The following is a 23,587-nucleotide window of genomic DNA, read 5'->3' as shown; positions in this document are numbered from 1 at the left end:
GTGCCACTCACGTGGCACCAAAAAGCTGAGGGCATTAAACCCTCAGCTTTTAATATTTTTATTAATAATGAACCCTAACTAACCAAAATTTAATACTTTTATTGCTCCACCCAAGATCCCAAGGTACTTTGTTTCTATCTGAATTATGACAGCTAACCAATGCGTATCCTCTTGAATCAGCCCCAGTTACAACAGAAATGTGAGTAATGTCATCATTTTTTTCATAGGCAACGAAATCTCCTGGAAGTAGTTTGTAACTAGCCTTATATATTTTATCGTAGCTACCGTAGGCAATTACTGATGCTCTACCGCTATATTCCATATATCTTTTAAAGCCATCTGCGTTTAGCCAAGCTCTTGTTGCACCATTTTCGTCATAATTCCAGGCAGAATTTTTTCTGAATTTTCCACCTTCAAAAAGAATTTGGGATGCAAAGTTTGCACAATCACCACCTTCAGGATTATAATCCCTATACTTTTTATTATACTTATATTCAAATTCTGCGGTACTTGCTGCGCCACAATATTTATTAGCATATTCTAAAGCTTTGATTCTTCTCTTATCTATGGTAGATAAATCCCTTCCATTTTGAGAGAGTATATAGCTTTTTATAGAATCTGCTTTAATATTATCTAAGTTAAGTGAGTCTCCAAAAGGATCTTTATACCACTCTTTAGAAATTATCCATGAACCATCCTTACTAGTAAGTTGTAATATGTGATAGGTTCCAATTGTTGAAGTGTTTTGTATTTCTGGCTGATTTTCATATACATACTTATATTCAGTGGAACACAATAGATAAATAGAAAAATTATCAATGCCTCCTTTAATTGTTTTTATGATTACTGTTGGTGTAATATCTATAAACTTAATCCCTTGTTTTTGTGCCCAATTATTAACATAATTCATCTTTCTTTTTTCATATTCATAGGCCCAGGTTCCATATTTTGTTTTTGTATTATAAATGGATTTAATTAATTCTAAATCTCCACTTAATATAGCCTTATTTCTCTTTTGAAAAATTTGTTCTATATAACTAGTAACTTCTTTTTTTTCATCATCCGTTGCAGCATATGTGAATCTAGTTGTACATAGCTGTACAAATAAAAGAAGTGCTATAAATATAAATAATCTAATTTTGGACCAGTGTAAATTTTCCTTTTTAAAAAAATCCATAATTTTATACTCCTATTATTTTATTAATGCATCTATTTTTTCTATGGCATTTTTTATATCTGATTGTTGTAATGGTGCACCTTCATACCATGATTTTTTTAAATCTACACTATTTGTAAAATAGCGAGCTTTTAAAATTATTTCAGGCCTATACTCGAAATGTAGGATATCAAAGTGTGACCATTTACCACCCCAAATAAAGCCATTTTTCTCAAAGATTTCTACAAGATCAGGGGGGTAGGAGGCTAACCTTTTCTCGCCAGCTTCTTTAGAAGCCCATTTCCAATAATCTCTTTTATCACTAGCAAGATCTATAGCAATTCCAAAAGCATGAGGACTTAGCCTACTTGTGCCTGAAATCATCCTGTAATTAAAAGTACCACTGCAGGGTAAAAGGCATTTTCTTACATTTTGGTTTGTTTGTGAAAGTGGTATTACTTCTTTCATAACAGCTTGCAGTGAACTAGCTGCACTATTACTCTTGTTAAATTGATAATTGTTGTATCCTACCTTAACTTTTGTTAGGTTAGCTTCTATAGCATTTTTTGAACAGCCATAAACTTCTGTTAATAATCCATAAGAGCGAGCACGACCAGGATCATAATCTGTCTTCATGATACTTCTAATAGCTGAAAGGGGATATATTTGCTCTAAAGTATCTTGAAGGTCTGGGTTTGCTAACTTTTCTTGTGAATTTTTTCTGATTTTGTCATCGTATTTAAGTTTTTTTTCTGATTTCAACACTAAATACACATATCCGTTTTTTTCTTCAATATTTGTAATGTATTCAGGATAAGCTATCATTAAGCATAGTAGATCTTGCTTCATTGTTACATTATATGTATTAGAAGTTTCTTCTTTAAGAATAGCATTTGCAGTAGGGGATATTGTTATATTTATTATGTTGCATAGTAAAATAGTAACAAAAATTAAAACGGAAATTTTCTTCATAATAATATCTCCTTTTTTAAAATACTTTTGCTATATATAATTGCCTATGAACTGTTTTTATATGTGTGGATAATCATGTCAAGTGCCACCCACGTGGCAAGTGGCATGATTATCCACGTGGGTGGCACTAAAGATATATATTGAGAAAAATGTTATATTATGTGATAATTAGTATAGCCATAGTAATAATAATAATTTTAATATAAGTAACACAGAAATACATTAAAGAATTGGCACTTGAATTACAAAAGGTAGATAAGTATAAAGATATACTTACAAATCAATATATCGATCTCTTATATAAGTCAGCACCATTGCATGATATTGGAAAAGTTGGTATAAGAGATAGTATTTTACTTAAACCAGGAAAACTCACTAAAGAAGAATTTGAAGAAATGAAAAAGCACACAATATATGGTGAACAATCATTAATGGTGGGTATAAATCAACTAGGAGAAGATTCATTCTTGACACTAGCCAAAGAAATTGCTTTAACCCACCATGAAAAGTGGGATGGCAGTGGATATCCAAAGGGTTTATCAAAAGAAAAAATCCCTATATCAGGACGACTTATGGCCCTTAGTGATGTATATGATGCACTTATTAGTAAGAGAATTTATAAGGTTGCATTTACCCATGATGAGGCTAAGAAAATTATCCTAGCGGGAAGAGGAACTCATTTTGACCCAGATGTTGTGGATGCTTTTATAAAAAGAGAGGCTATTTTTATTCGAATAACATAGGTGCCACCCACGTGGCAAGTGGCAAGAATATGCCACTTGCCACGTGGGTGGCACTAGCCATTTATCACAACTCCACCATTGACATGAATAGTTTCACCACTTATATAAGAAGCACCAACGGATGCTAAAAATACATATGTTTCAGCAAGTTCTACAGGTTGACCTGGTCTTCCCATGGGAGTTTTGTTTCCAAATTTACCAACCTCACTGGCACTAAAGGACGCGGGTATAAGAGGCGTCCATATAGGACCTGGAGCCACTGCATTAACTCGTATTTTTCTACTTGCTAGAGAAAGAGCTAAGGAACGAGTAAAGGTAACTATTGCTCCCTTAGTTGAGGAGTAATCAATTAGTGTTTTATGGCCTTCATAGGCTGTAACGGAGGAAGTATTTATAATTGTAGCACCTTCTTTTAAATGGGGTAAGGAAGCTTTCACCATATAAAATATGGCAAAAATATTGGTTTTAAAGGTTTTTTCTAGTTGCTCCACTGTAATATCTTCAATACTGTTTTGAGGATGTTGCTCTGCAGCGTTGTTAACAAGGATGTCTATTTTGCCAAGCTCACTTATTGTTTTTTTTACAGCCTCATTGCAGAAAGTGTCGTTACCTATATCGCCAGGAATCAAAATACACTTTCTACCCTTTATTTCAATAAGTCTTTTTGTTTCTTCTGCATCCTCATGCTCATCAAGATATACTATGGCTATATCTGCGCCTTCTCTGGCATAAGACAAGGCAACTGCTTTTCCAATGCCACTATCACCTCCTGTAATTAAGGCAACTTTACTCATTAATTTATCAGAACCTATACAATCTGGATTTTCAAAAATAGGCCGTGGGTTCATAAGTGACTCGAGTCCTGGTTGTTTATCTTGTTTTTGTTCAGGTACGCTAGTAGGAAAATTAAAATTTTCATTCATAAAAATAGCTCCTTTCTTTAAATACAATATATTTTTGTACACATAGTTTATGATAAAAGAGCATTTATATTCACTTTACCTACAATCTAACAGAAGAATAGCAAGAACAGTAGAAATATGTTATAATTAAAAAATATGAGTGCAACGAACATTTAAATAAAAATAAATATAAAATTGAAGTTGATATAAGTGAAACAAATTTATTTATACATAAAGACCTATAAAGTCAAAGTTAAAATGAAGATTAATCAGCCTAAATTACTCATATCGCTAATAAAGGGTGGTTTCTTAGATGCAATATAATCATGTAAGAAAGTTGTTGTTTCCAATTTTCAAGAAGATTCATAACAGGATATCAGTGATTAACGACATTTAAAGTTCAAGACGACCACTTCCAAAGGAGAAAATAATGTTATTCGAAAACTTAAATCTCATCACACCAATAAAAAAGGCACTAGTAACTGAAGGCTATGTAGAAGCTACACCTATACAGGAAGCAGCAATTCCTAGTATATTGAAAGGTAAAGACTTTCTAGGCTGTGCTCAAACAGGCACTGGAAAGACAGCCGCCTTTGCTATTCCTATACTTCAAATTCTTTGTGGAAAGCAAAAGGTTATAAAGGGACCTAAAAATATAAAGGCTCTAATACTTGCACCAACTAGGGAACTGGCAATCCAAATTGGAGAAAGCTTTGATGCCTATGGTAAACATATGAAACTTACTAGTGCAGTTATTTTTGGGGGCGTTTCACAAAAAAATCAAACTGATGCACTAAGAGGTGGAGTTGATATTTTAATTGCAACTACTGGTAGACTACTTGACTTAATGCAACAGAAATTTATTAATATTCATCATGTGGAAATGTTTGTGCTTGATGAGGCAGACCGTATGCTTGATATGGGGTTCTTGCGTGACGTGAAAAAAGTCATAGCACAACTACCTAAAATCAGACAAACAATGCTATTTTCAGCAACTATGCCACCAGAAATCTCAAAACTAGTGGATTCTATTCTTGTGGATCCAGTTAAGGTAGCAGTGACACCTGTTTCTTCCACTATTGAGCTTATTAATCAAGCTGTGTATTTTGTAGATAAAAAAGATAAAAAACCTCTACTTATTCATTTGCTACAAGATAAGTCCATAGCTTCTGCTTTGGTATTCTCAAGAACAAAGCATGGTGCAAATAAAATCACTAAAGACCTTAACAATTCAGGCATAGAGGCTCAAGCTATTCACGGTAATAAATCACAAAGCGCAAGGCAACTTGCCTTAAATAATTTCAAGGCTGGTATCACAAGAGTACTTGTGGCAACAGATATAGCCGCAAGAGGTATCGATGTTGAGGAATTATCTCATGTAATCAATTTTGATTTGCCAAATATACCAGAGACCTATGTACATAGAATAGGAAGAACTGGAAGGGCTGGACTTGGTGGAGTTGCATTATCCTTTTGTGATGACGAAGAAAAGCCTTTTCTTAAGGATATTCAGAAGCTTATAGCAAAATCAATACCAGTAATAGAGGATCATCCTTATCCTGCAAGCAATTTACCAATTGTAGTTAATAAGGATAACACAAAGAAAGCTTCCACTGGAAAGTCAGGAGCAAATGGTTACGCTAGAAGAAATGAAAGAAATCAATCTGGTAGACAACAACCTAGAAATGCTAGAGCAACAACTAAAGTAGCAAGATAAAAATAAGATAAAATGCATAAAGCCAATGATTATTTTAAATAATCATTGGCTTTACTAATCCATATTTTAAATTACATATGGATTCACTTAGTAATCTCCGTTCTTAGCCTTAGCAATACTGCCTACGCTTAAAACTATAAATCTATTGATTAACATAACTAACATCTCCCCACTATGTGATTAATGTTGGCTAGTTGACTACAGTAATAGTATATCCGAGGTTTAAAAAGATATACATAAAATAAAATTAAAATTTTTATTTTAATATAAGTCTGAAAAAACATATAGTAAATTCTCTGTTTCTAAAGGTAGCCTTAATGGAATCCTTCATTTTTAGTTCTGACGGGGTGGATTCAAATACCTTTTTTCATCTATTGCAAATATAGGAATTAGAAGAAAAATAAGTCCTATAATGGTAAGTATAGAAATTGTAATTCTTACCGAAACTTCTTTGCTATATCCCATATTTGCAGAATTTGCACAAATATGGTAAAATACATTTATAAATTATTGGATTTAAAGTGAAAAGAGGTACTGACAATGATGGTAGAATATAAAGAAATATACAATGCTATTGTAATAGAATTTCAATTAAGTAGTTCTATTTTAGAAGAACTGAAAAGCGAAGTTGAAATTTTAACCAAATCTAGAATGGAACTATGCAATCTTTTAAAAATAACAAAATTTTCGGTTGAAGATTTAGACGTATATGAAAAAGAGTTTATTAAAAATATAGATATAAATAAATCAAAGATAAGGAGTCTCGAGAAAGAACAAATAGATCTGAAAAATAAAATTAAACAGAGCAAGCAGGAAATTAAGGCGGTTAAGCTCCTAATAAATAAATTAGAAAATAAAATAGTACGAGAGCGTGCACAAAGTAAAAGATATAATCAAGCTCTTCGGATTTTTCTCAAAAGAGAAAAATTTAAATTTATTAAGAAAATACTTTTTAAAAGTTATAGAAAGGTATTTTTTAAATATTCTACTGAGTTGAGTATAAAAACTAAAATTGTACAATGTAATAAAAGAAAGGAAAAAATAAGACAGGAAAAACAACAGGAAAACAATTGTATAGAAAAACATAAAAGAAAAATAATTGTAGATAAAGTAGCCTTAGCAAATATGACAAAATGCATTATAAATATGGAAAAAAGGATTGAATTTTTTCTTGTAAGGATTCAAAGTTTAGAGGATTATAAAAAAGTGGAAAAGAAGTTTAGAGTAGAGTCTCAGCAATACCATAAATAAAGGCATTTAAAAAAATAACTAGTATAATTACTAGTATCTTTTTTAAAATGCTTAATATAGTCTTTTCTATTTTAATGCCATTTCAAATACTTTGCTAACAATATTTTTAGAGGCAGCGCCTTCATGAACTTTAACTCCGTCTACATAATAGGTAGGTACGTAATAGTAGGTGTATTGTTTTGCAATATCCGGTTGAAGCTCTTCATCAATTATTTTAATTTCAATGTCAGCGTATTCTGGATTCTGTTTTTTTATATCATCCATCCAAGAAAGTGCTTTTTTGCAATATGGACACCATTCAGTTACAAACATAATTACTGGTTTCATTTATTATCACCACCAAACTTTCTAATTAATATATAAATTATTATATATATCAATATTATACACCATTTTTCACATTCTTCACCTATAATATTAATTATTTATAGATATCAGTTAAATGATTTGCTATAATGAAATAGTTAAAATTAATAAAACAAATAAAAGAAATGAAGGAGCACCTTGAATGCAAACAGTTAAACAGTTATTTCAGAGAGAAACAATAGTAAAAATAATATTATTGCTAACATTGATATTATTCGCATATTTAATAAAATCTATTTTTGATTTGATTTTATTAACTTTTATGATTACTTATTTAGCTAATAGCGTACAGTGTTTATTAGTTAAGCAAATCAACAAAGTTATAAAAGTAAACCCTACAATTATTACTATAATTATATATATGTTTATGGCAGTAACTATAGTTCTTCTATTAGTTAAGTATATACCAATTGCTATATCTGAGAGTATACTTATCCTAGATAAAATGGAGTATATTAAATTTCCCAAGAGTAATAGTGGCGTAATGGTTTATTTAACACCCATATTAGAGCAAATTGATATAGCTAGTTATGCAAAATCAGGTATCCAAAGTATTATGCTTTTTGTAACTAATTTTGGGAAATGGAGCTTGAATTTTTTCATGGCACTTTTACTAAGCTTCATATTTATCTTAGAGAAAGACAGTATCTTAAAATTTGTATACAAGTTTAAACAGAGTAAGATATCAGTGGAATATAATTATTTTAGTTATTTTGGTAATAACTTTTTGAATTCTTTTGGTAAAGTAATACAGGCTCAAATAATGATAGCTATTACAAACACAGTATTATCAGTTATAGGGCTTACAATAATGGGCTTTCCTCAATTATTTGCTCTTGCCTTTATGATATTTATTTTAAGTCTTGTACCAGTAGCTGGGGTATTTATTTCATTAATCCCACTATGTTTAATTGCTTTTAAAATAGGTGGGCTAATTAAAGTAGTTTTTGTGCTTATAATGATTTTTATAATTCATTCTATTGAAAGCTATGTTTTAAACCCAAAGCTTATGTCTGACAACACTCATCTTCCCATATTTTTTACTTTTGTTACATTAATAGTGTCAGAACATTTTATGGGTATTTGGGGCCTGCTCCTTGGAATACCAATAGTTATATTCTTATTAGATATAATTGGAGTAGATTTGAATGATAAAAAATCTCACTGAAATTAAATATAAAGGAAAGTGAATTTATGTCTCATATTACAGGGAAGTCAGCGTATGAAAGTTTGGAACAAAGAATAAATAGGTTTCCACAAGGGGCACCACATTCTGAGACACTACATAAAATTTTGAAGATGCTAATTAGTGAAAAAGATGCAGCGCTTGTTGCTATGTTACCAATTAAGCCCTTTACAGTTAAAACGGCTAGCAAAATATGGAAGATGAATGAAGTTTTAACTCAAAAAATATTAGAGGAACTTTCAAAAAATGCAATCCTTTTAGATATGGATAACAAGGGGGTACAACAATATGTTCTACCTCCACCTATGCTTGGATTTTTTGAATTTTCACTAATGAGAACTAGAGGGAATTTTGACCAAAAACTTTTATCAGAGCTTTACTATCAATATTTAAATGTAGAAGAAGATTTTATTAAAGATTTATTTTTAAGCACTGAAACAAAACTCGGAAGAGTCCTTGTACAGGAGCCAGTGCTTTCAAATAATAATGCAGTTGAGATTATGGACTTTGAGAGGGCTAGTCATGTTTTAAAAACAGCGGCAGATATAAGTGTGAGCATGTGTTATTGCAGACACAAAATGCAGCATCTTGACAAAAATTGTGATGCGCCTTTAGATACTTGTATCACTTTTGGTAATGTAGCAAATTCTCTTTCTAAGTACGGATATGGTAGAAAAATTGATGTATCAGAAGGTATGGAAATCCTACACAGATCATACCAGTATAACTTGGTGCAATGTGCGGAAAATGTTAGGGTGGATTCATCATTTTTATGTAACTGTTGTGGATGTTGCTGTGAAGGTATGATTGCAGCACGTAAATTCGGTATGCTTCATCCAGTTCAGACTACAGGGTTTATACCTAAAGTTGCACAAGACAGTTGCATTGCCTGTGGCAAATGCGTTAAAGCATGCCCAATAGGTGCAATTGAACTTGTAAATATCAATGAAACGTCCCAGCAAAATAGAAAAATCGCAAAAATTAATGAAGAAATATGCCTTGGCTGTGGTATTTGCGTTAGATCCTGTCATAAAGATAGTATTTTTCTAAAACGTCGAAAAGAGCAGATAATTACTCCAGTAAATTCAGTACATAGAATTGTTTTGATGGCCATAGAAAAAGGGCAACTGCAAGAACTTATTTTCGATAACAAAGCACTTGCAAGTCATAGAGCTATGGCAGCTATCCTATCTACTATACTGAAATTGCCACCAATTAAAAGAGCCATGGCAAGTAAGCAGATGAAATCTGTTTATCTGGAAAAATTGATAAGTAAACTATATAATTAGATATAGTTCAAAAATGGTTTTAAGGAAGGCAGTGATTTTGTGACAACTGAAAATATGGAATCTATATTAAAATGTCCTGTTTGCAATTTATGTTTAAAAAAATATGAAAAACAATATATATGTACAAATAATCATAGTTACGATATAGCAAGCAGTGGATATATTAATCTTTTGCTTGCTAATCAAAAGAACACAAAAGAGCCAGGTGACAGTAAAGAAATGATGGAAGGTCGTAGAGACTTTTTAAATAAAGGGTATTACCACACTTTTTCAGAAAAACTGAATGAGGTAATAATATCAAATATAAGTGCAAACAATGTAAATATACTAGATGCCGGTTGTGGAGAAGGGTATTTTTTATGGAGGTTAAAGGAAGCTATATCTAGGAGTGAATCTAACTGTACTCAAAATAGTAAAATTGGTTTTTTCGGTGTAGACATTTCAAAAGCTGCAGTTACTTATGCAACTAAAAGAGATAAAAAAATCAACTTTATAGTTGGCAGTAATTTTAACTTACCTATAATGACAAACACCATAGATATTATTATTAGAAACTTTGCACCATCTGATGAGAGTGAACTTAAGAGGGTTCTAGTTGATACTGGTAAGCTAATTGTTGTAACACCCGGGATTCAACATTTATATGGGTTAAAAGAAATATTATATGTAACCCCTAGAAAACACGAAGAAAAAGAAATATCCTTTGAGGGATTTAAGCTAATTGACAGAGCAGAAGTAATGTACGATATTCATGTAGAAGATGGGGAGCATATAAAGAATCTTATTGCAATGACTCCTTATTATTGGACTTTTGACAATTGCATGAGAGAAAAGGCCAGTGGCACTTCTAAACTTTCAACTGTGCTCCATTTTAATATTAATGTTTATGAAAAGTGTTAATAATATACTTAAATTCAGCAGCATATTATATTAATCAGGAGGAAAGCATGAATCTTAAAAAAGAAGATTTCTATAAGAAAACTCATATTACAGAAGCTGACATTATTGAAAATGAAATTGACTGGGAAGTATTAAATGAAATATACACTGATTTTAATAGCTATATGAGTAGTTATGAAAGTCAGGCTGGATTTATAGCAGATACTCTAAGAACACATAAAAAAATACATTCAGTAAAGTCTAGAGTTAAAGAATCAGACAGGTTAATAGAAAAGATAATTAGAAAGACACCAGGGCGAAAAGAAAAGTATGGCTCAGAATTTCAATTCTCCATTGAGAATTATAAAGAAGAAATAAATGATTTAATAGGGGTTAGAGCAATACATATTTTTAAAGAAGATTGGGAAGATATACACAATTTCATTTATAGCACCTGGAAAGTAATTGAGATAACAGCTAATGTTCGTGAAGGCGATGATACTAAAAGGTTTGATGAACTAAATATTCAAATTCATTCCAGAAAATCAGGATACCGTTCTGTACACTATTTGATAGAATTTTTTCCCACCAGCCAAAAGGTTATAGCAGAGATTCAGGTGAGAACAATATTTGAGGAAGGCTATGGTGAAATTGACCATCAGCTAAGATATTCTCATAAGGAAATTCCAGAAGTGCTAGCACTAAATCTATTATTATTTAATCGTATAGCAGGCAGTTCTGATGAAATGGCTTCTCTAATAAATTTACTAAATAAAAATTGGACTGAAATGGAAGCAAAATACGAAAAGATAATAGAACTAAAGGAGAAAGAAATAAAGGAGCTAAAAGGAGAAAAGTAAAATTGAATAATGAAGGAGGTTTGTAATGAAAAAAACATTTAATGCAATATTAAAAGGCATTGTGAGAAGTGTTAATAGATTCCCGCAAACCATTGGTATATCAACGGCTTGTGTTATACTCCTTATTTATATATCAGAAATAACAACGGGAACAAATGACGATTTTATAGAAACCCTTGTTAAAATAACTATGGTTGTTGCCCTCGGAATTCCACTTTCACTCTGTATTAACCTTTTCTTTGAAGGCTTAGAGAATTACAAGAAGGTATCACTGTATGCTTCCTATTTAGGAGGTACTGTTTTACTAATCCTTTATTATTTCTTCTTCCTAAATGATATAGGTATGATAAGGATGGTTTCAATGTCAAGATACATTGCATTTAGCCTTATTCTTTATTTGATTTTCCTAATAATATCATACTTCCCAACTCGTGAAGACTTTGAGCTTTTTGTTACAATGGTTTTCACTAGATTTTTTACTACAGTTTTATACTCCCTAGTTTTATATCTTGGACTTGCGGCAATTCTTTTTACAATTGATAAACTTTTAGGAATTAATATTAAAGGGCAGCTTTACTATTACACTTTTCTTATTGTTGCTGGTATATTTGCACCATCATTTTTTCTTGCAGGTCTTCCTACAAAAGATGAAATATTGTGTTTAACCGATTATTCACGCCTTCTTAAGGTACTTGTGTTATATATAATAATGCCCCTTATTTCAGTGTATACATTAATACTATATATATATTTCGGAAAGATAATTATTACTAGGCAGTGGCCAGAGGGGCTTGTATCTAATCTGGTGCTTTGGTATTCAGTGATAAGTGCAGCGGTGCTATTTTTCATATCACCACTACTCCATGAAAAGACTTGGACCAAAAGATATATGAAGTATTTTCCAAAGGTAATTATTCCACTGATAGTCATGATGTTCATTTCTATAGGCATAAGAATTACCGCATATGGAGTAACTGAAAATAGATATTTTGTTGTAGCACTTGGTATATGGGTATTTTTAATTATGATTTACTTTTCAGTTACAAAAAAACTAAGGAATATTATACTTCCACTATCCCTAGCAGTAATAACACTTATATCTGTGTTTGGTCCTTTTAGCAGCTATTCAATTTCAAAATATAGCCAAAATAAGAGGCTAACTAAGATATTCGTTTCAAATAACATGATTAAAGATAACAGTGTAATTAAAGCAAGGGGTGTGGTTTCTTCTGAGGATTCAAGACAGATATCTAGTATACTTAATTACTTTGAAAGAAATCACAGTCTAAAGGATGCTAAAAGCTTGCCACAAGATTTTAAAACTTCTGATATGGAGAGTGTAATAGGTGTAAAATATACTGACGAATATAATACGGGCAACAATGGGTATTTCTTCTTTAATTCCACAGCTACATCAGAACCTCTGGATATAAGAGGCTATGACTATCTCTTTGATTCAAGGAATAATAATAATGGATCCCAGATTAAAACCGGTACAGCTTTTAGTTTAAATTATGATTATACATCAAGCACACTAAAGATAACTCAAACTGGAAAGGATATTTTTGTAAAAGATTTAACAATATTCGCCACTAAGCTTTTAGAAAAATATGGTGTTAACCAAAAGAATGAATCTATAACTCCAGAGTCAATGTCCTTTGAAGATGAAAATGATAAAGTTAAAATTAAAATTCGATTTTCTAATATATCAGGAAATAAGAATACTTCAAGTGGTAAAATAGAATCCAAGAATTTTGAATTTTATGTTCTTGTAAAAGTAAAATAAATAAGCAAGAAATTAAAGGGGGATCTTTATATGAAGTTTTACATTCGAGAAAAGATATTTTCTATCGGCGATATGTTTAGTATTCAGGATGATATAGGTAATGATGTGTTCAATGTAGAAGGAAAGGTTTTTTCCATAGGAAATAAGCTAAAAATTTACGATATGAATAGCAATGAGATTGTATATATTGAGCAGAAATTATTTAAGCTACTTCCAGAATACAATATATATTTAAATGGAAACTATGCTGCAAGAGTAAAAAAAGAATTTACTTTCTTTAGCAATAGGTTCGATATAGATAGCAATATGGGAAACTATGAAATAGAAGGAGATTTTCTTGCGCATGATTTTTCCATTACAAAAAATGGTAGCACTGTTGCAGAAATAAACAAAAAATGGTTAGCTTGGGGAGATACTTATGAGATTAATATCAATGAAGAAGAAAATTATGCATTTATATTAGCAATGGTAATTGTAGTAGATCAAGTATTGCATGATAACAAAAACAAAAATAATGGATAATTGTTACTAAAACATTGAATTTTCTACTAAAATTTTATTAATTTTAGTAGAAATGATTTATTCATGATCATTATGATGTTATAATGTATTTGATAAATAAAAGATTTGAGGTGCATGTATGACTAATGATGAGATTTATAAACGTATAATGATTATGGCTAGTGTTAAAGCTGCAAAAAGCTTTGTGAAAACTTGTGAGATAAGTAAGGGCGACTTAGGGAAGCTTTGCAAGAGATATAACATATTTGTAGAAGGTAAAGCTACTAAGGAAGATATAATTGATAGATTTGTAAATGAGACCCTTGGTATAAAATTAAGAAATAAGGTAATCAATAAATACAATATTAGATAAGAATTATTTATTAAGAGCGATTTAATATAGGGAGAATGATACATTTTCATTGTATCATTCTCCCTATATTTTGGTTATAATGGTAAATAGAAAAGGATTGGTGCTTAATTATTAGGTGCTAATAAGGATATTGAACAAGGGGGCTACAAAATGATATATGATTTTGATAAGATTGTTAATAGATTCAACACTGAATCTATTAAGTGGGATTTAGTAAAAGAAAAATATGGAGATAGTGATGTAATCCCGATGTGGGTAGCAGACATGGACTTTGAGGTAGCAAAACCTATATCAGAAGCAATAAGAAAGAGAGCTTGCCATGAGATATATGGGTACACTTTAAAAAGTGAATCATATTATGAAGCGGTAATTAATTGGATGGGTAAGCATCATAATTGGAATATAAAGAGGGAATGGATAACCTATACTCCAGGAATAGTGCCTGCTCTAAATTATATAATTAGAACTTATGCTAACTTGGGGGATGAAATAATAATTCAAACACCAGTTTACCATCCTTTTTATAGTTCTGTAAAAAACAACAGTTGTATAATTGTTGAAAATCCACTGATTTATGAAAAGGGCAGTTATAAAATGGATTTTGAGGATTTAAAGAAAAAAATTACAAAAAGAACAAAAATGCTTATATTATGCAATCCGCATAATCCTGTTGGCAGAGTGTGGTCTAAGACGGAACTTATGGAACTTGGACAAATATGTATAGATAACAATATTCTTGTAATATCTGATGAAATTCATTTTGATCTTATTTATAAGGGGAATCAGCATACAGTATTTGCATCCATTTCAGAAAAATTCGCACAAAATTCTGTTATATGTACGGCCCCTAGTAAGACTTTTAATATGGCGGGTCTTCAAGTATCGAATATAATTATTCCCAATGATAAGTTAAGGAATTTGTACAAAATCACTTTAGAAAATAATGCTTTAACTGAGATAAATTCCTTTGCAGCTGTAGCTTTAGAAGCCGCCTATAATGAAGGGGACGAGTGGCTCTTGCAGCTAATGAAATATTTAGAAGAAAACTTAAATTTTCTAATGAAATATTTTGAAGAGTATATACCTAAAATTAAAGTAATTAAACCCGAAGGCACATACCTTGTTTGGATTGACTGCTCAGCACTAAATATGTCCTCTGCTGAACTTGAAGAATTTTTTGTTAAGAGTGCTAAAGTTGGTTTTAATGATGGAATACTATTTGGCTTAGAAGGTGCTAGTTTTCAAAGAATAAATATTGCCTGTGCCAGAAGTGTCTTAGTGGAAGCCCTTAGAAGAATAGAAAGAGTAGTAAGTGCGAAATAAGCTTTGAACTTATTCAACATCGATTTACTAAAGCGGCAAAGGAGCTAATTGTTCAAAGATTTGTGAATACTGTGCTTGATCTCAATGAAGAAGCAAGGCAATTAAAATGGGGACCCTATGGGAAATTTAAGTATGTCTATAAGAAATCAGATAGTACTGATATGAATAATTATATATCAGATCTTATAAATAATAATTTTCATGGGGCAATAATTGAGTATTTCACTTAACATTCACTATCAAGAAAAAATAAATATTGTTAATCTATACCGAATATGGTAACATAACCATAAGTTCAAGTTATTAGAAAGTTTGTGATGATAAATCACATTTATTTCTACATAAAATTTAAAATAATAAGTCACTAAAAAATTTTAAGGAGGAATATTTATGGATAAATATGTTTGTACAGTATGTGGTTATATTTATGACCCAGCAGTAGGTGATGATGATGGTGGAATTAAACCAGGAACTAAATTTGCAGATATACCTGAAGATTGGGTTTGCCCACTATGTGGAGTTAGTAAATCAGAGTTTGAAAAAGTAGAATAGTATATAGTATAATTAAATCAGCATAAAGATTTACATCTTTATGCTGATTTGTTTTTTCTCTATAACTATATTTATTATTCTACAACAATATCTTCAAATCTTACAATTCCTAGAGGATTTAACCTGGCGCCTAATACACCAGCATTAGTAGCTACAGCTACTTGAGGATGATATAAGAAAATCCATGGACTTTCCTGAACAATTTCCTTTTGAATATCTTCGTACACCTTAATGCGCTTAAGTGGATTTAATATTTCTTTAGCACTATTCATCATTTCTAATACGTTTTCATTTTTATATCCTGTAAAATCCGTATAATTTGTATGATTAAAATTAGGCTGAAGGAAATTATCTGCGTCACCAGTATCTGCAATCCATCTACTTATAAATAAATCACTATTAGGTATACTCGCAAAATATTTATCAGAGGTCACCTTTTCAATATTGCACTCAATTCCTACTGTCTTTAAGTCTTCAAGTACGTATTGTGCAATTTTATTAAAGACTGTATCAGAGCTTCCATCTCTTATTAATAATTTAAGCTTTAGAGAAGACCCTAATCTTTTCTTAGCTATTAAGTCCTTCACCATAGTAGGATTGTAGTCAAGTCCGGGTAAATATTTGTTATCTATTATGCTAGGTGGGAAAGGACCCTTTGCTTCTATGGCCATGCCACCTAAAATTTCTTTGATAATTCTTTTTCTGTCAATGGCATGATTTAACGCTCTTCTTATTTGTTCATCTTGAATTAGTGGACAATTGCTTTTTAAATTAAAACCAGCATAATAGGTTCCCATAACATCTTTCATACTAATTGAGGAAGAAACAGAGCTTTTTAAACTTTCCATAAGGGTTTTATTATCTACTGTAATAAAATTATAATCTTTATTTAAAAACTTTTCTGCAGGGTTTTTAGGATTAAACTCAATGTGGATTTTGTCTGCATAAGGAGCACCACCAAAGTAATCTTTAAAAGCTGTAAGAGTACAACCATCAGTTTTTACATCGTCTAAAACAAATGGGCCACAACCTACAATTTTGCCTTTTCCCATTTCTTCTTTTGCTATAATAGAGCAGCAGTATTGTCCAAGATTCAACAAAAATCCAGTGTAGGGAACTGTAAGCTTTAGAGAAATTCTATATTTATCTAATATTCTTATTCCAATAACTTCATTAGCATGTCCTTGTAAATATTCAGTAGCGCCTTCTAGGTTTTCAAGAAACCAACTATTGGGAGATTTCAATGCTGGGCTTAAAATTCTTTCATAAGAATATTTAATATCAGTAGAAGTTAGTTCACGTCCATTATGAAATTTCGCTCCTTTTCTTAAATTGAAAACCCAAGTTAAATGATCTTCTTCTACATACCAGCTTTTTGCTATACCTGGAGAAATTTCACCTGTAGAACCAATGGTAAGTAGTGCTGCGTGAGCATTTACAATTACTTGTCCACTTTCTTGGTCAATTGCAAGGGCTGGATCAAATCCAAGTGGTACACCATGTAAACAGGTTGTTAAAGTGGAATCTTCCTTTGTAGCTACCGGGACTTCTTGGAGCAATTTATCGGATATATATTTTAAATCTTCTGAAACCTCCCATAGGATATTAAGAGAAGTCTTTGTATATTGGGTATTTAAAGAAGCTGATTCTACAACAGATAACAATTTCTCGGAAGTATGGCTCATTTCCTCTGTGGAGCTTATAACATTTTCTAGATTTTCCGTTTGACTTACTAGTGCTAGATTTATTTCTGCCGTTACATCAGTGCTAGTTTGTACTGCATTTATAATATTTTGGAAAACTAACATAGTATTTTGAGCTATGTCACTTCCTTCCTTTACTTTTGCAGTTGTCTTATCCATAGCAGCAATTGTATGTGCAATGCTATCATTTATTTCATTTATGGTCTTTGAAATAAATCCAGCAGACTCCACGCTTCGTTCTGCTAATTTTTTAACTTCTTGAGCAACTACAGTAAACCCTCTACCGGCCTCTCCAGCTCTTGCTGCTTCAATAGAAGCATTTAAAGAGAGTAGGTTTGTATGATTAGCTATATCTTTAATAACATCTAGCATCTCATTAATATGTGCAGACTTTGTGTTAAGATCCATAACAACGATCTTTGCGTCGCTGACAGAAGTTTCTATTTCACTCATGGCTTTAATAGAATTATCTACAGCCATGCGACCTTCCTCTGCTATTTCCATAGTTTGTTCAGCTATTTGCTTTGAATTTTCTGTACTTGCTAGCACTTCCTCAGCTAATGCAGAATAATTAGTGATTTCACTTACCAATTTGTCAATGGAAATCATCTGAACTTCCACATACTGATTAATATTGTTGGTAATACCAATTAAATTTTCTGTAGCAAAACCGGTTTCATCAATTTTATTACTTAACTTATTTACAATGCATTTTTGATTATGTTTTAAAACTGCAAGTTTGTTTTGAGCTGGTAGATGTTGACTTTTTTCATTTTCTATGTTATTTTTTATAGCTATTTTATTCGGTTTTGATTTTAGTAGATTCCATTTTAGCATTCTAATCCCCCTAAGTGTAAAAAATGTTTTTTATAATTATATATACATTATTAGACAAAATAAGCAAAAGGTCAACAAAATTATTGAACAATATAAGGAATTATGCAACTAAAAGAACAATTTTAAAGGTTCTATTGAAATTGCTCTTTTTACCATTTGCGAAAAATCTTCTCTAGAAATATATACCGCACCTAAACTTTCTAAATGATGTGTATGAACTTGGCAGTCAATCACAACAAACCCCTTCTCATCTAATAACTTGCTAAGAGTAATAAAGGCAGCCTTAGAGGCATTATCCATAGTTGAAAACATGGATTCACCAAAAAAACATTTTCCCATACTTATACCATATAACCCACCAACTAGTTTATCTTCATACCAGGTCTCTACAGAATGAGCAAAGCCAAGTTCATGTAATTTACAATAAGCTTCAATCATTTCATTTGTAATCCATGTGCCTTCTTCTTTTCTCATATTAGAGCAATTGGATATAACATCTCTAAAACAAGTATCAAAGGAAATTTTATAGATATTCTTTTTAAGTATTTTTTTCATGGAATGAGAAATTCTAATATCCTTTGGATAAAGAACAAATCTTGGATCCGGTGACCACCAAAGGATTGGTTCCTCATCTGAAAACCATGGAAATATTCCATTGGAATAGGCAAGTAGTAATCTCTCGGGAGATAGGTCGCCGTCTAGGGCTAAAAGCCCATCCTCCTCTGCAAGAGATGGGTCAGGGAATACTAAATTATTTGATAATCTATAAATTGGCATGATAAGCTCCTTTCAAGATGTATTAATATAAAAAAGTTGAAATTTTATCCTCATAGTAATGCTTCATTGACTGAGTTTGAATATAATTTAACAATATTGACAAAATATAGGATTCGTAATAATATTAAATTATCCAACACAAATTCTATAAAAGGAAGGTGATCTTATGTTTTTTGATGAAACTATTTATAAAGAGTACACTCATGTTGTTACAAAAGCTTACGAGATCCATGATGATGAAGCGCTTAAGAGACTGGATTATGTGAAAAAAAATGTTCCTACAGACATATATAATATGTTTTTATTAGAAACATTGCAATGGCAACTTTGTATTCTAACTTCTAAAAGACTTGATTTTAAGGATGGTAATTTAGAACTAATATGTAGAGTTTTATCGGAAACAATAGGACGACTAGAAGGTGAAACCAAAGTAGGATTGCAGCAATACGCTGTTGGGGAGTGTTAAGGAAGTGTAAATCATAAGTGGATAAAAAAACTGTCATAATTGAAAGTCTCAATTATGACAGTTTTTTTTGACGGTTGTAATTTAGCCTTATCCTTTGATATTAGATATTGTTACTGATTTTGGAAAAGATCTAGATAAATAAAATATCTCAATTGAATAAATACCCCTATATATGGACATAATTCCAAATAAGGAGGGGTAATATGAAAAATAAAAAAATTTTATATACAATATTAACAACCCTATTAATTGCTTTTGTTATTGCCAGCTATTCACTTGCTCAATATATTACTAATCATAATTTAGTGCTACAATCTTCTGGTAAAATGCCATACTTGAAACTTATTGCCAAAAGCGAGGATTCAATTCAAGCATCAGTAACTAATAATTTGCCGAAGGTAACTGAAGACACAAAATTTATTTTTAAAATTAAATATAAAGATAGTGAAGTAAGAAATATGGTATTAGAAAAACATTTTAACGGATCCACTCTATTAAATAGTAAAACACAAGCACAACTCGACGAGTTTTTTAAAAACCAAGGTTACACAGTTTCCAATATGAGTGATCATGAAATTATTTTTGTTAATAATAGTGATAGGTACAGTTATTGTGCAAATAGATTTTATTTAGGTGTATATAATAACTTTGTAACAATTTATAAAACAGATAATAATGGTGATATAGTAGCTCATAAAATATTTAATTCTAATGTATATGCAGATGATGGTAGACAAAAGCAATATGATTTTGAATCAAAAGACAGTGGAGAACTACAATATATAAAAATAGATGATTTAAAAGAAAAAGACGGACTGGTAGAAGACCTAATTCGCGGTAGAAAACATAGTAAAGATAATGGTGGCATCCAGGCTGTAGAAGTTGATCAAGAATATGAAAGTGGGGAATTTAAAACTCCAGAAAAAGCTTTTGATTATGCTAGGGGTTTATTAAAATCTTAGTACTCTCATGCAAAATAAAAAAACAAGCACTATAACCTTAAGAAAAATATATTTCTTAAGGTTTTTTTACTTATTTATAAACATTTCCATTGTTAATTATTGAATTAATAGCGGTTAGGTGGTAAAGTATTATATAGTCGCTATTTTCTGCTGGGTATAATAATTGTCTATTTTACATCCCATAAGAGAACGCTAGGAGGAATATTGTGTACGAATATATAAAAGGAATTTTTATAGGTATTAATAAAGACTATATTATAATAGATAATAATGGTATGGGGTATAAAATATATACCTCCGGAAGTACTATGGCAAAGATGCCTAAAACCAGCGAGCATGTGTTATTATATATAAAGCAAATTGTTAGAGAAGATTTTATTGGACTATACGGCTTTCTAACAAAAGGCGAGATAGAGATGTTTACTCTTGTAATTGGTGTCAATGGAGTTGGTGCAAAAGCCGGCTTATCACTACTTTCTATTTGTAGTGTACAAAGCTTAAGATATGCTATTGTATCAGGAGACGAAAAAACACTACAAAGAGCTCCTGGCATAGGAAAGAAAATCGCTCAGAGAGTAATTCTAGAGCTTAGGGAAAAAATTCATATTGAGCAGTCTGAAGTTAACAATTTTTCACAACTTTCAGGAGGCGATGTAGTAGAGGATAGAAAACTTATGGAGGTTTTAGGAGCTCTTATGTCACTTGGATATTCTGAAAAGGAAGCTGAAAAGGCATTAAAAGCTAGCGATAACAAGTTATCCCTTGAAAATATGATTAAAGATTGTTTGAAATATTTAATGAACTAAGGTGGGAGTAAACTATGGATGATATAGAGGAAAGAATTATTACTTCTTCTATCATTGAAGAAGATATGGAGGCGGAATATTCCCTAAGACCACAAAGACTTAGAGAGTATATTGGTCAACCCAAGATAAAAGAAAAACTAAATATATTCATTAAAGCAGCTCAAAATAGAGAAGAAGCTCTGGATCATGTGCTTTTATATGGGCCTCCTGGACTTGGAAAGACAACCCTAGCGAATATTATTGCAAAGGAAATGAAGGGAAACTTAAAAGTAACCTCAGGGCCCGCTATTGAAAGAGCAGGGGATTTGGCATCTATTTTAACTTCACTTAGTGATTATGATGTGCTTTTCATTGATGAGATACATAGGCTCAATAGAAATGTAGAAGAAATATTATATCCTGCTATGGAGGATTATGCTCTAGATATTGTAATTGGAAAAGGCGCTTCAGCTAAATCTATAAGACTCGATTTACCAAAGTTTACACTCATTGGTGCAACTACTAGAATAGGGCTCCTAACAGCGCCTCTTCGTGATAGGTTTGGTGTACTAAGTGCTATGGAATATTATACGCAAGATGAGCTAAAAGAAATAGTAATTAGGTCTTCAGCTATTTTAAAGGTAGAAATAACGCAGGAGGCAGCTGTTGAAATTGCAAGACGTTCAAGGGGTACTCCTAGAATTGCTAATCGTTTGCTAAAAAGGGTTCGCGATTATTGTGATGTTAAAGGCAATGGGATCATTGATTTAAGCTTAGCTACGGCAGCTTCTGAACTTCTTGAAATAGACGGCGAAGGCTTTGATAGAATTGATAATAAAATATTGGAAGCTATTATAGATAATTTTAAGGGTGGACCAGTAGGCATAGAGACCTTATCCTATTTTATAGGCGAGGAAATAGGGACTCTAGAGGATGTCTACGAACCTTATTTAATTCAAAAGGGATTCATAATAAGAACCCCAAGGGGAAGAGTAGCCTCTGAAAAGGCCTATGAACATTTAAATAGGCCTATGAAAAAGTCAAAGGTGCATAAAAACCTTAAACAATTAACAGTTTTTGATGATGAAGACAATGAAATTTAAATATTTTTGCAGAAAGAAAGGGTGTAGTTTTTTTGAACGTAAAGGATTTTAATTTTGACTTACCACAGGAGCTTATAGCGCAGCATCCACTCCAAAAAAGAGATGAGTCAAGACTTATGGTAGTTAATAAAACTAATAGAGAAATAGAACACAAAAGGTTCAAAGATATAATAGATTATTTAAACACAGGAGATTGTTTAGTACTAAATGATACAAGGGTTTTACCTGCAAGACTTCTAGGAGTGAAAGAAGATACAGGCGGTAAAATGGAATTTTTGCTTCTAAAGAGAATAGATGTTAATCATTGGGAAACCTTAGTAAAACCTGGAAAAAAAGCAAAGATTGGAACTAGGTTTATTTTTGGTAACGGAGAGTTAAAGGCACAAGTTATAAGTATTTCTGAGGGCGGTAGTAGAATAGTAGAATTTGAATTTCAAGGAATTTTCGAAGAGGTTTTAGATAAGCTTGGAGAGATGCCTCTACCACCATATATAACTGAAAAATTAGAAGATAAAGAACGATATCAGACTGTGTTTTCAAAACAAATAGGGTCAGCTGCAGCGCCTACTGCAGGGCTTCATTTTACAGAAGATTTGCTCTCACAAATTAAAGCAAAGGGTGTTAAAGTTGCTTTTGTAACACTGCATATAGGCCTAGGTACTTTTAGACCTGTAAAAGCTGAATTAGTGGAAGATCACGAAATGCATTCAGAGTATTATGTTTTAAATAAACAGACAGCTGATGTAATTAATGAGACAAAAGAAAAGGGCGGTAGAATAATTGCTGTAGGCACTACTTCTAATAGAACTTTAGAAAGTATAGCAAATACCAATGGGAGAGTAGAAGAAAAATCAGGTTGGACGGATATATTTATATATCCAGGCTATAAATTCAAAATTGTTGATGCATTAATAACAAATTTTCATTTACCCGAATCTACACTAATAATGCTAGTTAGCGCTTTTGCAGGCCAAAATTTAGTTATGGGTGCTTATGATATGGCGGTAAAAGAAAAATATAGATTCTTCAGCTTTGGAGATGCAATGTTTTTATATTAGTTAATAATTAAGAACTAACTCTTAATTATTGTGAGGAAAG

At 31.5% G+C, this 23,587-nt stretch carries 24 protein-coding genes; 18 read left to right on the top strand and 6 right to left on the bottom strand.

All coding sequences use genetic code 11. The annotated features are described in order from the left end of the window. Positions 1-61: 61 nt before the first annotated feature. Both G9F72_RS14620 and G9F72_RS14615 read right to left on the bottom strand, forming a co-directional pair. Positions 62-1,177, bottom strand: coding sequence for an amidase domain-containing protein (locus G9F72_RS14620; protein WP_164955384.1), 1,116 nt, complete (start codon positions 1,175-1,177; stop codon positions 62-64). 15 nt (positions 1,178-1,192) lie between these two features. Next, positions 1,193-2,128 (bottom strand): M15 family metallopeptidase, encoded by a 936-nt coding sequence (locus G9F72_RS14615; RefSeq protein ID WP_164955383.1) that lies wholly within the window; start codon positions 2,126-2,128, stop codon positions 1,193-1,195. A gap of 230 nt (positions 2,129-2,358) precedes the next feature. Here G9F72_RS14615 and G9F72_RS14610 point away from each other — a divergent pair, with 230 nt between their 5' ends. Then, entirely contained in the window at positions 2,359-2,871 is a 513-nt protein-coding gene (locus G9F72_RS14610) for an HD domain-containing phosphohydrolase (RefSeq protein WP_224676137.1), read from the top strand. A gap of 53 nt (positions 2,872-2,924) precedes the next feature. Here G9F72_RS14610 and G9F72_RS14605 read toward each other — a convergent pair whose 3' ends face one another. Then, positions 2,925-3,794 carry an SDR family oxidoreductase gene (locus tag G9F72_RS14605; RefSeq protein WP_164955382.1) on the bottom strand — a complete coding sequence of 290 codons (870 nt, stop codon included), beginning with the start codon at positions 3,792-3,794 and terminating at the stop codon, positions 2,925-2,927. Between the two features lie 409 nt (positions 3,795-4,203). Here G9F72_RS14605 and G9F72_RS14600 point away from each other — a divergent pair, with 409 nt between their 5' ends. Further along, positions 4,204-5,490 carry a DEAD/DEAH box helicase gene (locus tag G9F72_RS14600; RefSeq protein ID WP_164955381.1) on the top strand — a complete coding sequence of 429 codons (1,287 nt, stop codon included), beginning with the start codon at positions 4,204-4,206 and terminating at the stop codon, positions 5,488-5,490. 540 nt (positions 5,491-6,030) lie between these two features. After that, positions 6,031-6,741, top strand: coding sequence for a hypothetical protein (locus G9F72_RS14595; protein ID WP_164955380.1), 711 nt, complete (start codon positions 6,031-6,033; stop codon positions 6,739-6,741). Between the two features lie 66 nt (positions 6,742-6,807). On the opposite strand, the gene G9F72_RS14590 is transcribed toward G9F72_RS14595, so the two are convergent. Then, on the bottom strand, positions 6,808-7,068 hold the full coding sequence (locus tag G9F72_RS14590) for a glutaredoxin family protein (protein ID WP_164955379.1): 261 nt from the start codon (positions 7,066-7,068) through the stop codon (positions 6,808-6,810). 181 nt (positions 7,069-7,249) lie between these two features. On the opposite strand from G9F72_RS14590, the gene G9F72_RS14585 reads away from it, so the two are divergent. The 10 genes from G9F72_RS14585 (at position 7,250) to rd (ending at position 15,856) form a co-directional block, all read left to right on the top strand. After that, positions 7,250-8,275, top strand: a complete 1,026-nt coding sequence (locus G9F72_RS14585) for an AI-2E family transporter (protein ID WP_164955378.1) — start codon at positions 7,250-7,252, stop codon at positions 8,273-8,275. Between the two features lie 26 nt (positions 8,276-8,301). Continuing rightward, positions 8,302-9,582, top strand: coding sequence for a 4Fe-4S dicluster domain-containing protein (locus tag G9F72_RS14580; RefSeq protein WP_164955377.1), 1,281 nt, complete (start codon positions 8,302-8,304; stop codon positions 9,580-9,582). A 54-nt stretch (positions 9,583-9,636) separates the two neighbouring features. Beyond that, on the top strand, positions 9,637-10,482 hold the full coding sequence (locus tag G9F72_RS14575) for a putative RNA methyltransferase (RefSeq protein WP_224676136.1): 846 nt from the start codon (positions 9,637-9,639) through the stop codon (positions 10,480-10,482). Positions 10,483-10,529: 47 nt separating this feature from the next. Continuing rightward, a complete protein-coding gene (locus tag G9F72_RS14570; protein ID WP_164955375.1) occupies positions 10,530-11,321 on the top strand; it encodes a RelA/SpoT domain-containing protein in 792 nt (263 codons plus the stop codon). A gap of 25 nt (positions 11,322-11,346) precedes the next feature. Next, on the top strand, positions 11,347-13,107 hold the full coding sequence (locus G9F72_RS14565; RefSeq protein WP_164955374.1) for a DUF4153 domain-containing protein: 1,761 nt from the start codon (positions 11,347-11,349) through the stop codon (positions 13,105-13,107). Positions 13,108-13,137: 30 nt separating this feature from the next. After that, complete coding sequence (locus G9F72_RS14560; RefSeq protein ID WP_164955373.1) at positions 13,138-13,629, top strand: LURP-one-related/scramblase family protein; 492 nt, start codon at positions 13,138-13,140, stop codon at positions 13,627-13,629. A gap of 118 nt (positions 13,630-13,747) precedes the next feature. Continuing rightward, entirely contained in the window at positions 13,748-13,981 is a 234-nt protein-coding gene (locus G9F72_RS14555) for a hypothetical protein (protein WP_164955372.1), read from the top strand. A gap of 150 nt (positions 13,982-14,131) precedes the next feature. After that, positions 14,132-15,304 (top strand): MalY/PatB family protein, encoded by a 1,173-nt coding sequence (locus G9F72_RS14550; RefSeq protein ID WP_164955371.1) that lies wholly within the window; start codon positions 14,132-14,134, stop codon positions 15,302-15,304. Continuing rightward, positions 15,301-15,534, top strand: a complete 234-nt coding sequence (locus tag G9F72_RS14545) for a spore photoproduct lyase family protein (protein WP_411955957.1) — start codon at positions 15,301-15,303, stop codon at positions 15,532-15,534. The genes G9F72_RS14550 and G9F72_RS14545 overlap by 4 nt, the downstream gene beginning before the upstream one ends. Before the next feature lie 160 nt (positions 15,535-15,694). Continuing rightward, complete coding sequence (gene rd / locus G9F72_RS14540; protein WP_164955370.1) at positions 15,695-15,856, top strand: rubredoxin; 162 nt, start codon at positions 15,695-15,697, stop codon at positions 15,854-15,856. A 74-nt stretch (positions 15,857-15,930) separates the two neighbouring features. Here the strand turns inward: rd and G9F72_RS14535 are convergent, their stop codons facing one another. Then, a complete protein-coding gene (locus G9F72_RS14535; protein WP_164955369.1) occupies positions 15,931-18,396 on the bottom strand; it encodes an ABC transporter substrate-binding protein in 2,466 nt (821 codons plus the stop codon). A gap of 108 nt (positions 18,397-18,504) precedes the next feature. Then, complete coding sequence (gene aat / locus G9F72_RS14530; protein WP_164955368.1) at positions 18,505-19,173, bottom strand: leucyl/phenylalanyl-tRNA--protein transferase; 669 nt, start codon at positions 19,171-19,173, stop codon at positions 18,505-18,507. A gap of 166 nt (positions 19,174-19,339) precedes the next feature. Between aat and G9F72_RS14525 the strand changes: the two genes are divergently transcribed. The 5 genes from G9F72_RS14525 (at position 19,340) to queA (ending at position 23,547) form a co-directional block, all read left to right on the top strand. After that, on the top strand, positions 19,340-19,639 hold the full coding sequence (locus G9F72_RS14525; protein WP_164955367.1) for a hypothetical protein: 300 nt from the start codon (positions 19,340-19,342) through the stop codon (positions 19,637-19,639). Positions 19,640-19,842: 203 nt separating this feature from the next. After that, the gene (locus G9F72_RS14520; RefSeq protein WP_164955366.1) at positions 19,843-20,601 is read left to right on the top strand and encodes a hypothetical protein; all 759 of its coding nucleotides are present in this window, start codon (positions 19,843-19,845) and stop codon (positions 20,599-20,601) included. 206 nt (positions 20,602-20,807) lie between these two features. Further along, positions 20,808-21,407, top strand: coding sequence for a Holliday junction branch migration protein RuvA (gene ruvA / locus G9F72_RS14515; protein WP_164955365.1), 600 nt, complete (start codon positions 20,808-20,810; stop codon positions 21,405-21,407). A 23-nt stretch (positions 21,408-21,430) separates the two neighbouring features. Next, positions 21,431-22,489 carry a Holliday junction branch migration DNA helicase RuvB gene (gene ruvB / locus G9F72_RS14510; protein WP_187356031.1) on the top strand — a complete coding sequence of 353 codons (1,059 nt, stop codon included), beginning with the start codon at positions 21,431-21,433 and terminating at the stop codon, positions 22,487-22,489. A gap of 32 nt (positions 22,490-22,521) precedes the next feature. Then, entirely contained in the window at positions 22,522-23,547 is a 1,026-nt protein-coding gene (gene queA / locus G9F72_RS14505; protein ID WP_164955363.1) for a tRNA preQ1(34) S-adenosylmethionine ribosyltransferase-isomerase QueA, read from the top strand. Positions 23,548-23,587 lie beyond the last annotated feature (40 nt).

Origin of the sequence: Clostridium estertheticum (assembly GCF_011065935.2) — a bacterium.
GTDB classification, from domain to species: domain Bacteria; phylum Bacillota; class Clostridia; order Clostridiales; family Clostridiaceae; genus Clostridium_AD; species Clostridium_AD estertheticum_A.
This window is presented reverse-complemented; position numbering and strand designations above follow the sequence as displayed.